We start from the raw sequence: 11,207 nt of genomic DNA on the forward strand, positions 1-11,207 counted from the left end.
CGGCGGGGTCGGCCGCTCCGTCGGCGGGCGTCTCGGTCCCGAGCGCCTCGGCGGGGGACGCCTCGGCCACCTCAGTCGGAGGGGCCTCGACCGGGGCGGCCGGTGCGGCCGCCTCCGCGGCGGCCTGACGGTCCGCCAGGGGCATGACGGCGCCGTTCTGCTCCGGCATCGGCGGGCCGAGGTGAGCAGGGCGGGGCGGGGCGGTCGCCACGCGCGCGTGGTGGCGGCCTGCGAGATGCGTGGCCGTCCCCGCGGCGACGCCGCGGGGCGGGGTGGCGCTGCCGTCGCCCCAGGCGCCGGCGGCGCCGGGCATCAGCAGTTCCTCCTCCTCGCGGTCCTCGGGCTCACCGGCCCCCGGGAACGGGTAGCCGGTGGTGACGGGGCCCTGCGGCGGTGCCGCGTGCCCCGGGGAGACGCCCGCGGGGTCCAGCTGTCCCCGTTCCGGGAAGCCGCCGGTCTCGGTCATGCGTACCCCTGCCCATCAGGTAGTGCTCTCACGTCGGCCGCTCCCCGACCCGCCGGGGCGCGGTGGGGCGCGCGTCGGCACGGCCCTGCCCCGGTCCGGCCGGACATCTGCGGACGAACCCGCCCGCCTGCGGTGACACAACGACACAGCACCCTACCGGGCACCGCGGACACGCTTGCCCACCGCCGTCCGTCCCGAACCGTATGGTCCAGGTTTGTCGTTGTCCGGTTTACGTCCGACTTCCGGACAGCAGGAACGCTACGTTTCTGTTCTCTTCCGACCAGGTCTCGGTGTCCAGCGCCACTGCTTGCAGCAGTGTGCACCGCACCCGGTAGCCGGCCGCGGCGAGGACTCCCCCCGCGCTCTCGGCCTCGTCCCGGGTGAGCGCGTGGGTGACGATGCGGGGCGGTCGGCGGTCGGCGCAGGCGCGCAGCGTCCGGGGCCCGCCCCCGCCGACCCGGATCGCGTCGGGCTCGGGGAGGTCCCCGAGCGCCTGGGGCGCACCCCCGTGCACCACCTGGAGTTCCACGCCGGCCGCCCGCGCCCCCGCGGTGGCGCGGGCGCACGCCTCGGCGTCGCGGTCCACCGCGATCACCGCGGCGCCGAGCCGGGCGGCCTCCACCGCGGCGAGACCGCCCGCGGTGCCCACGTCCCACACCAGGTCGCCGGGGCGCGGGCCGAGGAAGGCCAGTTGGGCGGCGCGCAGCAGCGGTGCCTGCCCCTCGGTCGGGGTCGCCGCGGGCAGGCCGTAGTCGGCGGCCTCCAGCGCCCAGCCGGCGGGGCCGGCGGGCGCGCCGCCGGCCAGCCAGCCGTCCCGGGTCGGCGCCTGTCCGCCGCCGAGGACGATGACGACGTTGGGGTCGTGCCAGCGGTGGTTGACCGCGGTGTCGGGCGTGACCATCGTGACGTTCTCGTCGGGGGTCCCGAGGCGCTCGCAGACGACGAAGGTGCGGTGGACCCCGCGCAGCATGAGAGCGATCTCGGTGGGGCCGGCCCCCGGCGCCGTGAGGACGGCGACCTTCGGGTGGGCGCGGCAGACGTTGACGGCCCGCCGGAGGGTGCCCTGGCCGGCGACGACGATCCGCGCGTCGTCCCAGGGCATGCCGGCGCGGGCGAACGCAGCCGCCACGGAGGAGACGGCGGGGACGACCTCCACCTCCAGCCCGTGGGCCGGGTCGCGCAGCGCCCGGACGAGGCCGAAGAAGCCGGGGTCGCCGTCGGCGACGACGACGGCGCTGCCGCGGTGGCGCGCGATGCGCTCGGCGGCGAGCGGAACGCTGCCGAGGGTGACACGCTCGGCGCCGGGCGGGATCTCCGGCTGTTCCAGGTGGCGGGGGGCGGCGGCGACCAGGGTCGCCGCGCGCAGTGCGGAACGGGCCGCCGGTTCGAGCGGCGAGCCGTCCCATCCGATCACGGTGACGCGGTCGGCCATGGCCTGCGGACTCCGGGGGTGTGGCGACGCGGGGGGGTGCGGGACGGAAAGAGACTACCCGTGTCGGGGCCGGTGTGATCCGCTCTCAGACGGCGGCTTCGCCGACGGGGCCGAGGTCGTCCAGATCCTCCAGGTCCTCCGGGATGAGCCCCCAGACGATCACGTCGGTGCGGACCTCCGCCCAGCGCCCGTCCTCCGTGCGGGTGCGCACCATGCCGGCGCTGCGGAGCACGCCCTCGCTCAGGCAGCCGATCTTCAGCGCGACCTGCTGGGAGGCGGTGTTGCCGGCCGCGGTGCGGAGTTCCATCCGCTCGAAGCCCTGCTCGCCGAAGAGCCATCGCGCGACGGCGAGGACCGACTCCACGGCGTACCCCTCGCCCCGCGCCCAGGGGGCGACGACGTAGCCGATCTCCGCCGACCTCACGCGCCAGTTGGTCTTCATCAGGTGCACGGAGCCGACGAGGCGCTGGGTGAGATGGTCGGTGACGGCGAAGACTATGCCGCGTCCCTCGTCGCGCTCGGCGGGGGCGAAGCGGGCGATCCACTCCCGGGCGTCGACCGCCGAGTAGGGGGCGGGGACCGAGGTCCACGCGGCCGTCAGCTCGTCGTCCATCATGGCGGTGAGCGCCGGCTGGTCGGCCTCCTCGTAGCGCCGCAGGACGAGCCGCTCGGTGGCGAGGGTGACGTCGGGGAAGGTGGGTGTCATACGCCGCTCCGTGGCCTGGGTGGTAGTCACAGCATGCAGCATGGGCACGGCGCGTGACGGACCCGGGGCCCGGCCTGACGGCCGGGGCCCGGATCGGGGTGCGGGAGGAGGGTGCGGGACGCGGGGCGCTCCGCTCAGAAGGCGGGCAGGACCGAGCCCTCGTAGGTCTCCTCGATGAACTGGCGCACCTCGTCGGAGGTGAGCAGCTCGCTCAGCAGCGCGGCGGCCTCGTTCTCCTCGTCGCCCTCACGCACGGCCAGGAAGTTGGCGTAGGGGTTGCCCTCGGCCTCCTCCAGCAGCAGCGAGTCCTCGGCCGGGCTGAGGTCGGCCTCCAGCGCGTAGTTGCCGTTGATCACGGCGGCGTCCACGTCGTCGAGGACGCGGGGCAGGGTCGCGGCCTCCAGCTCGTTGAAGACCAGTCCGTTGTCCTCGGTGACGTCGCCGAGAGTGGCCTCGGCGCCGACGCCGTCGGCCAGGGTGATGAGCCCCTCGCCCGCCAGCAGCTGGAGCGCGCGGCCGGCGTTGGTCGCGTCGTCCGGGATGGCGACGGTGGCGCCCTCGGGGAGGTCGTCCAGGCTGTCGATCGAGTTGGAGTAGACGCCGAGCGGCTCCAGGTGGACGTCGGTCAGGCCGACGATGCTGGTGCCCTGCTTGGCGTTGAAGTCGTCCAGGTAGGGCTGGTGCTGGAAGAAGTTGGCGTCGACCTCGCCGTCCTCCAGCGCGGTGTTCGGCAGGATGTAGTCGTCGAACTCCTCGACGGTGAGGTCGAGTCCGGCGTCCTCGGCCAGGTTGTCCTTGACGAAGTTGAGGATGTCGGCGTGCGGGACGGGGCTGGCCGCGACGCGCAGGCTCAGGGTCTCCTCGGTGTCGCCGGAGGCGCCGCTGTCGTCGGTGTCCGGGTCGCTGGCGGTGCCGCAGGCGGTGAGGGCCAGGGTCAGCGCGCCGGCGAGGGCGACGGCGGTACGGACGGTGCCGTTGCGGGGCTTGCGAGCAGTGGTACGCACGAAAAGTGCCTCTCTGTGGTGGTGACGCCCGGGGCCGGGACGGCGCCGGGAAGCCTGGGGTGGGCCCGCGCGAGGCGGGCGCGGCAGTGGGGCGTCAGGTGCCGGCGCGCTCGCGGCGGGCGAGCAGCCGGACCACGCCGTCGCCGACGAGCTGGGCGACGGTGACGATGACGATGAGCGCCAGGATGATGACGAGCATGAAGTCGGTCTCGGAGCGGCGGTAGCCGTAGTTGAGGGCGATGGTGCCGAGCCCGCCGCCGCCGACCGCGCCGGCCATCGCGGAGTAGCCGATGAGGGCGATGACGGTGGTGGTGAGGCCGGCGACCAGCGAGGGCAGCGCCTGCGGCAGCAGGACCTTCCGCACCACCGCCCAGACGCCGCCGCCCATGGACAGCGCGGCTTCCAGCAGCCCGTGGTCGACCTCGCGGACGGCGGTCTCGACGAGCCGGGCGAAGAACGGGATGGCGCCCACGGCCAGCGGGACGACGGCGGCGGTGGGGCCGATGGCGGTGCCGACGACGAACCGGGTGAACGGGATCAACGCCACCAGCAGGATGATGAACGGCAGGGAGCGCCCGACGTTCACCACGAAGCCGAGTACCCGGTTGACGGGCACGTTGCGGAGGAGCCCGCCGTTGTCGGTGAGGACCAGCAGGACGCCCAGTGGCAGGCCGCCGATGACGGCGAACAGGCTGGACCACCCCACCATGTAGAGGGTGTCGATCGTGCCCTGCCACAGCAGGGGGTGCATCTGTTCCCAGGTCATCGTCTACTCCTTCACCAGGTCGGCGGCGCCCGGGGCGGCGTCGGCCAGGTCGGCGCTCGGCGCGGTGCGGGGGTCGTGGACCTCGACGGTGAGGCCCTGGTCCCGCAGGTAGCCGATGGCGCGGTCGGCGTCGGCGCCCGTGCCGGAGAGCTCGACGCGCATCCGGCCGACCTGCCGGCCGCCGACGGTGTCCATGGCGGCGGCGAGGATGGAGACGTCCGTGTCGTGGGTGCGGGCCAGCCCGGAGATCACCGGTCGGCCGGCGCTCTCGCCGTGGAAGGTGACGTCGACGACGGTGCGCCCGGCGCCGGAGGCGGCCCCGGCCAGGGGGAACAGTTCGGCGGCCAGCTCCGAGCCGGGGGTGGCCAGCAGGTCGGAGACCTTGCCGGACTCGACCAGTCGGCCCTCGCGCATCAGCGCGGCCGAGTCGCAGACCGACTTCACGACGTCCATCTCGTGCGTGATGAGGAGGACGGTGAGGCCGAGCTGCTGGTTGAGGTCGCGCAGCAGCCGCAGCACGGAGCGGGTGGTCTCGGGGTCGAGGGCGGAGGTCGCCTCGTCGGAGAGCAGCACCTTGGGGTCTCCCGCGAGGGCACGGGCGATACCGACCCGCTGCTTCTGGCCGCCGGAGAGCTGGGCGGGGTAGGCGCGGGACTTCTCGGCGAGGCCGACGAGGTCGAGCAGTTCGAGGGCCTTCGCGGCGCGGGCCCGCCGGGTGAGGCCGAGGATCTCCAGGGGGAGCTCGACGTTGCCCTGGACGGTGCGGGAGGAGAGGAGGTTGAAGTGCTGGAAGACCATACCGATGCGGGTGCGGGCCCGGCGCAGTTCCTTGCCGGCGCGCGGTCCGCGGCCGGCGAGGGCGGTGAGGTCGGTGCCGTCGACGGTCACGGTGCCGCTGCTGGGGCGTTCCAGCAGGTTGACGCAGCGGATGAGGGAGGACTTCCCGGCGCCGCTGCGGCCGATGACGCCGTAGACCTCGCCCGGGTCGACGTGGAGGCTCACGCCGTCGATGGCGGTGACCTCGCGGTCGCGCGTGCGGTAGACCTTGGTCAGGTCCGTGGTGGTGATCACAGGGTTTCCGTCACTGTCGGGTCGCGGCGCGGGGGTGCGCGCCGGGACGGACCTCGCGGCGGCGTGCCGGAGGCGTCCGGGGACTGCCGGGGGGTGCCTGGCGGATCAGGGGTGAGCGGGCGTCGGCGCGGCTCGGCGCGCGGCGCGTTCTCGCTTCGGGGCGCGAGGCTGCTCGGTGTCGGCCCTCAGCGCGCACACATTCGACGCGGACAGCGAGCGCCGGACAGGGTTCCTGTCTCGGGTGCCTGGTGGTGGCTGCTCGCTCCGGTCATGCCGGACAGTTAATCATCACGACACGCACACATGGTCGCCCGACCGGAAACCGTCCGCATGCCGGACGTTGTGCCGTCCACCTGCTGGGCGGGGCCCGGGCGGGGCGGGGCCCGGGCGGGGCGGGGCCGGGCCCCGCAGTAGAGTCGGGCGCATGCTCACCCCCCTCACCATCGCGGTCGCGGCGGCCGCCGTGCTGCTGGGCGTCTGGTGCGCCGTGGCGGCGCTGCGCGACCAGTCGGCGAAGGACTGGCACTACGCGGCCATGGCGGTGGTGACCCTGCTCACCGTCGTGCAGCTCGTCGTCGGCATCGTGATGCTGGCGGGCGGCGACCGGCCCGCCGGGGACTCCACGGCGGTCTTCGTCTCGTACCTGGTCTCGGTCACGGCCTGCGTGCCGGTGGTCGGAATGGTGGCGCTGGGCGAACGGTCCCGGTGGGGCCCGGCGACGGTCGCGGCGGGGGCCTTCCTGCTGGCGATCCTGGAACTGCGACTGCACGACGTGTGGGGTGGGGGCGTTGGCTGAGGTGTCCGCGACCGACGGAGGGGCCGGAGGCCGGCCCGCGGACCGGCACGGACTGCGGTCCGGCCCGGGGCGGCTGCTGGTCACCCTGTACGCGATCTTCACGGTGGGCGCCGCCTCGCGCTCGCTCTACCAGCTGTCGACCCGGTTCGACGAGGCCCCGCTCGCCTACCTGCTCTCGGCCGGTGCAGCGCTGGTCTACGCCCTGATCACCGTCGTGCTGGTACGCGGCGGCGAACGGGCGCGGCGGCTCGGGTTGGCCGCGTGCGCCGTGGAACTCGCCGGCGTGCTGGTGGTGGGCACCTGGACGGTGCTCGACCCATCGGCGTTCCCGGACTCGACCGTCTGGTCGACCTACGGCATGGGGTACCTGTTCCTGCCGCTGGTGCTGCCGGTGGTGGGGCTGTTCTGGCTGCGCGCGGGCGGCGCCCGCCCGGCGGTACCGCGCGACTGACCGGTGCCGCGCGGGGAGGCGTGAGCGCTCCCGCGCGGCACCGGCGCGTCAGCCGGCGACGGCCAGCTCCGGCACGGCGGCCGGGGCGGCCCGGCGCTTCTCCAGGGTCACCACGCTCAGCCTGCGGGTGACGACCTCGGTGCCGACGGGGGCGTAGCCGAGGCGGCGGTAGAGCCGCAGGTTGCCCTCGCTGCGGTGGCCGGTCCGCAGCCGGAACCGGTCCGCCGTGGCGCTCCGGCCGGCGAGCAGTTCCTCCATCGCGGACAGCAGCCGCCGCCCGAGGCCGTGCCTGCGCATCCGGGGGTGGACCATCAGGGTGCCGATGGTGGCGGCACCGTCCGCCTCGATCCGGCCGCGTACCGCTCCGACGACCTCGGTGCCGAGCCGGGCGACGAGGACGGGGCCGGCGGCCATCTCGCCGCGGAGCTCCTCCAGCGTCTGGGTGAGCGGTTCGAGGCTGTAGTCGTTGTACAGCTCGGCCTCGGACTGGTAGCAGAGGTACTGGAGTTTGAGGACGTGTTCGGTGTCCGACTCCGTCGCGGTGCCGATCATGACGCTCATGCCCATGCGCGCATCCTCCTAGCGAGCTGGGCCGGCCGCGGCGGTTCGAGGGTTGCACGCGGTCCGGCCGTCCAAGTGCCCTGACGGCGCCGGTGTGCTGCGCCGCATGCATTGTGTCCGCGCGGGCCGGGCCGCGAAACGCCGCCGGACGGAACTCGGCTGTGACATTGCCGACTCCCGGTGTCCGTACGGTGGCGGGGCCGGGGCCGGGAGGCGGCCGCGGGATATCCTCACCTGTCGCCCGACCCCGTGCGGCGCGTTTCCCGACCGGAGGACCCGTTGTCCCGTTTCCGACTGATCAAGGCGGTCCTGGGGCCGCTCCTCCGGCTGTTCTTCCGCCCCCGCGTCGAGGGGGCCGAGCACATCCCGGGGACGGGTCCGGTCATCCTGGCGGGCAATCACCTGACCTTCATCGACTCGCTGATCCTGCCGCTGGTGACGGGTCGCCAGGTCTTCTTCATCGGCAAGGACTCGTACGTGACCGGCCGCAGCCCGAAGGGCCGGCTGATGGCGTGGTTCTTCACCGGCGTCGGCATGATCCCGGTCGACCGGGACGGCGGGCGCGGCGGGGTCGCGGCCCTGATGACGGGCCGCCGGGTGCTGGAGCGCGGGGACGTCTTCGGGATCTACCCGGAGGGCACCCGCTCCCCCGACGGCCGGCTCTACCGCGGCCGCACCGGCATCGCACGGCTGACGCTGATGACCGGCGCCCCGGTGGTGCCGTTCGCCATGATCGGCACGGACCGGGTGCAGCCCGGCGGCCGGGGGCTGCCGCGGGTGCGGCGCGGCGAGCGGATCACGGTGCGTTTCGGCACCCCGCTGGAGTTCGGCCGCTACGAGGGGATGGACCGCGACCGCTACGTGCTGCGGGCCGTCACCGACGAGGTGATGACCGAGGTGATGCGGCTCTCCGGCCAGGAGTACGTGGACATGTACGCCACCAAGGCGCGCGCCGCCTGAGACCGGGACGCCGCCCCTCCCTCCGTGACGTCCGGGTGCCGGCGGTCAGCCGGCGGCGGCCGCCCAGGCACGCTGCGCCGCGAGGTCGGCGCGGACCTCGGTCAGCTGCTCCGCCACCGCGGCCGGTGCGGTACCGCCGCGCCCGCTGCGCGAGGCGAGCGAACCGGCGACGGTGAGCACCTCGCGGACCTCGGGGGTCAGGTGGGGCGAGATGGCGGCGAACTGCTCGTCCGTCAGCTGGTCGAGCTCGATGCCCTCCTTCTCGCACAGCTGGACGCAGGCGCCGGCGACCTCGTGCGCGACGCGGAACGGCACGCCCTGGCGGACCAGCCACTCGGCGATGTCGGTGGCGAGCGAGAAGCCGGCCGGGGCCAGTTCGGCCATGCGGTCGGTGTGGACGGTCAGCGTGGCGATCATCCCGGTGAAGGCCGGCAGCAGGACCTCCAGCTGGTCGCAGGAGTCGAAGACCGGCTCCTTGTCCTCCTGGAGGTCGCGGTTGTAGGCCAGGGGCAGCGCCTTGAGCGTGGCGAGGAGCCCGGTGAGGTTCCCGATGAGCCGGCCGGACTTGCCCCGGGCCAGCTCGGCAATGTCGGGGTTCTTCTTCTGCGGCATGATCGACGAGCCGGTGGAGAAGGCGTCGTGGAGGGTGACGAAGGAGAACTCCTTCGTGTTCCAGATGATGATCTCCTCCGCGATACGGGAAAGGTCGACGCCGATCATCGCGGTGATGAAGGCGAACTCGGCGGCGAAGTCGCGGGAGGCGGTCCCGTCGATGGAGTTGGCGGAGGAGCCGTGCTCGAAGCCGAGTTCGGCGGCGACCGCCCGCGGGTCGAGTCCGAGGGTGGAGCCCGCCAGCGCGCCGGAGCCGTAGGGGGAGACGGCGGTGCGCGCGTCCCACTGCCGCAGCCGCTCCGCGTTCCGCCCCAGCGCGTGGACGTGGGCGAGGAGGTGGTGGGAGAACAGCACGGGCTGGGCGTGCTGGAGGTGGGTGCGGCCGGGCATCACGGCGTCGGGGTGGGCCGCGGCGAGTTCGGTGAGCGCCTCCCCCAGGTCGGTGAGGAGACCGCCGATGACGCGGGCGTGGTCGCGCAGGTACATCCGGAAGAGCGTGGCGACCTGGTCGTTGCGGGAGCGGCCGGCCCGCAGCTTGCCGCCGAGGTCGGGGCCGACGCGCTCCAGCAGCCCGCGCTCCAGCGCGGTGTGGACGTCCTCGTCCGCGACGGTGCCGGTGAACGTCCCGGCCTCCACGTCGGTGAGGAGTTGCGCCAGCCCGGCGAGCATCCCGGAGAGCTCCTCGTCGGTGAGCAGCCCCGCGCGGTGCAGCGCCGCGGCGTGGGCGCGCGATCCGGCGATGTCGTAGGGAGCCAGTCGCCAGTCGAAGTGAACGGAGGCGCTCAGCCGTTCCAGGGCCGCCGAGGGCCCGTCGGCGAATCGGCCGCCCCACAGCCGCATGCCGTCCTCGGACTGCGGCGGCGTGCCGGGGCCTGCTCCGTTGGTCATGGCGGTGAACTCCTCGGGGCGGCGGGCGGGGCGCGGCGCGGCCCGCCCGGGAAGGGGCTGTGGTGGAAACGACCGTGTCCCCGGGCGGCGCCGGGGACACGGTGGGTACTGCGCTTGCGGGGGCCGGGGCCCGGCGGAGCCGTCCGGCCGCTGCCCTACTGTGCCAGATCCCGCTTGGCGGCGATCTTGCTCGACATGCCGAAGATCTCGATGAAGCCCTTGGACATCGACTGGTCGAAGGTGTCGCCGGTGTCGTAGGTGGCGAGCTCGAAGTCGTAGAGCGACTTCTCGGACTTCCGGCCGGTGACCACGGCACGGCCGCCGTGCAGCGTCATCCGGATGTCGCCGGTGACGTGCTCGTTGGCCTCGTCGATGAAGCCGTCCAGCGCCCGCTTCAGGGGCGAGAACCACATGCCGTCGTAGACCAGCTCGGCCCACCGCTGCTCGACCTGCCGCTTGTAGCGGGCCAGCTCGCGCTCGACGGTGACGTTCTCCAGCTCCTGGTGGGCGGTGATCAGCGCGATGCCGCCCGGGGACTCGTAGACCTCGCGGGACTTGATCCCGACCAGCCGGTCCTCGACCATGTCGATCCGGCCGACACCCTGGGCACCGGCACGCTCGTTGAGCTGCTGGATCGCCTGCAGCACCGTGACGGGGCGGCCGTCGATGGCGACCGGGACACCCTTGTCGAAGGTGACGACGACCTCGTCGGCGTCCCGCGGGGTGGCGGGGTTCTCGGTGTACTCGTAGACGTCCTCGATCGGGGCGTTCCAGATGTCCTCCAGGAAGCCGGTCTCCACCGCGCGCCCGAAGACGTTCTGGTCGATGGAGTACGGCGACTTCTTGCTGGTGGCGATCGGCAGGCCGCGCTCCTCGCAGAATGCGATGGCCTTGTCCCGCGTCATGGCGTAGTCCCGGACCGGCGCGATGCACTTGAGGTCGGGCGCCAGGGAGGAGATGCCCGCCTCGAAGCGGACCTGGTCGTTGCCCTTGCCGGTGCAGCCGTGTGCGACGGTGGAGGCGCCGTGCTTCTGCGCGGCGGCGACGAGGTGCTTGACGATGGTCGGCCGCGAGAGCGCGGAGACCAGCGGGTAGCGGTCCATGTAGAGGGCGTTGGCCTTGATCGCGGGGAGGCAGTACTCCTCCGCGAACTCGTCCTTGGCGTCGGCGACCTCGGCCTCCACGGCACCGCACTCCAGCGCGCGCTTGCGGATGACGTCGAGGTCCTCTCCGCCCTGGCCGACGTCGACGGCGACGGCGATGACCTCGGCCCCGGTCGCCTCGGCGATCCAGCCGATGCAGACAGAGGTGTCCAGACCGCCGGAGTAGGCGAGTACGACGCGCTCGGTCACGGGATTCTCCTTGGGATGCATACGCTGACGGGAATAACTATGCAGCCCTCCGCATGGATTGTCAATCCGATGACGAAACCGCAGGTCAACACGGTGCATACCGGCCCAGAGGCGGCTCCGGCGCCGGGCGCGCTCCCGGCGC

11 protein-coding genes and 1 pseudogene are annotated in these 11,207 nt (G+C 73.5%); 3 read left to right on the forward strand and 9 right to left on the reverse strand.

The annotated features are described in order from the left end of the window. The 6 genes and pseudogenes from HCN56_RS18785 to HCN56_RS18810 form a co-directional block, all read right to left on the reverse strand. A pseudogene (locus HCN56_RS18785) lies at positions 1-466 on the reverse strand (hypothetical protein); the annotation flags it as partial. A gap of 229 nt (positions 467-695) precedes the next feature. Continuing rightward, a complete protein-coding gene (gene cbiE, locus HCN56_RS18790; protein WP_167972691.1) occupies positions 696-1,898 on the reverse strand; it encodes a precorrin-6y C5,15-methyltransferase (decarboxylating) subunit CbiE in 1,203 nt (400 codons plus the stop codon). 85 nt (positions 1,899-1,983) lie between these two features. Continuing rightward, positions 1,984-2,646, reverse strand: coding sequence for a GNAT family N-acetyltransferase (locus HCN56_RS18795; protein ID WP_376770893.1), 663 nt, complete (start codon positions 2,644-2,646; stop codon positions 1,984-1,986). A gap of 92 nt (positions 2,647-2,738) precedes the next feature. After that, the gene (locus tag HCN56_RS18800) at positions 2,739-3,608 is read right to left on the reverse strand and encodes a MetQ/NlpA family ABC transporter substrate-binding protein (protein WP_167972693.1); all 870 of its coding nucleotides are present in this window, start codon (positions 3,606-3,608) and stop codon (positions 2,739-2,741) included. Positions 3,609-3,702: 94 nt separating this feature from the next. Beyond that, positions 3,703-4,374: a methionine ABC transporter permease gene (locus HCN56_RS18805; RefSeq protein WP_167972695.1), complete on the reverse strand. Its 672-nt coding sequence runs from the start codon at positions 4,372-4,374 to the stop codon at positions 3,703-3,705. A gap of 3 nt (positions 4,375-4,377) precedes the next feature. Next, positions 4,378-5,445 carry a methionine ABC transporter ATP-binding protein gene (locus HCN56_RS18810; RefSeq protein WP_167972697.1) on the reverse strand — a complete coding sequence of 356 codons (1,068 nt, stop codon included), beginning with the start codon at positions 5,443-5,445 and terminating at the stop codon, positions 4,378-4,380. A gap of 424 nt (positions 5,446-5,869) precedes the next feature. Between HCN56_RS18810 and HCN56_RS18815 the strand changes: the two genes are divergently transcribed. Both HCN56_RS18815 and HCN56_RS18820 read left to right on the forward strand, forming a co-directional pair. Further along, entirely contained in the window at positions 5,870-6,241 is a 372-nt protein-coding gene (locus tag HCN56_RS18815; protein ID WP_167972699.1) for a hypothetical protein, read from the forward strand. Then, positions 6,234-6,692, forward strand: a complete 459-nt coding sequence (locus HCN56_RS18820) for a hypothetical protein (protein WP_209312912.1) — start codon at positions 6,234-6,236, stop codon at positions 6,690-6,692. The genes HCN56_RS18815 and HCN56_RS18820 overlap by 8 nt, the downstream gene beginning before the upstream one ends. A gap of 48 nt (positions 6,693-6,740) precedes the next feature. On the opposite strand, the gene HCN56_RS18825 is transcribed toward HCN56_RS18820, so the two are convergent. Then, positions 6,741-7,259, reverse strand: a complete 519-nt coding sequence (locus HCN56_RS18825) for a GNAT family N-acetyltransferase (RefSeq protein ID WP_167972701.1) — start codon at positions 7,257-7,259, stop codon at positions 6,741-6,743. Positions 7,260-7,532: 273 nt separating this feature from the next. On the opposite strand from HCN56_RS18825, the gene HCN56_RS18830 reads away from it, so the two are divergent. Then, positions 7,533-8,213: a lysophospholipid acyltransferase family protein gene (locus tag HCN56_RS18830; protein ID WP_167972703.1), complete on the forward strand. Its 681-nt coding sequence runs from the start codon at positions 7,533-7,535 to the stop codon at positions 8,211-8,213. 45 nt (positions 8,214-8,258) lie between these two features. Here the strand turns inward: HCN56_RS18830 and argH are convergent, their stop codons facing one another. Further along, positions 8,259-9,713 carry an argininosuccinate lyase gene (argH, locus tag HCN56_RS18835; RefSeq protein ID WP_209312913.1) on the reverse strand — a complete coding sequence of 485 codons (1,455 nt, stop codon included), beginning with the start codon at positions 9,711-9,713 and terminating at the stop codon, positions 8,259-8,261. A 155-nt stretch (positions 9,714-9,868) separates the two neighbouring features. After that, entirely contained in the window at positions 9,869-11,065 is a 1,197-nt protein-coding gene (locus HCN56_RS18840) for an argininosuccinate synthase (protein WP_167972705.1), read from the reverse strand. Between the last annotated feature and the right edge of the window lie 142 nt (positions 11,066-11,207).

Origin of the sequence: Streptomyces lonarensis (assembly GCF_012033735.1) — a bacterium.
Classification (GTDB): domain Bacteria; phylum Actinomycetota; class Actinomycetes; order Streptomycetales; family Streptomycetaceae; genus Streptomyces; species Streptomyces lonarensis.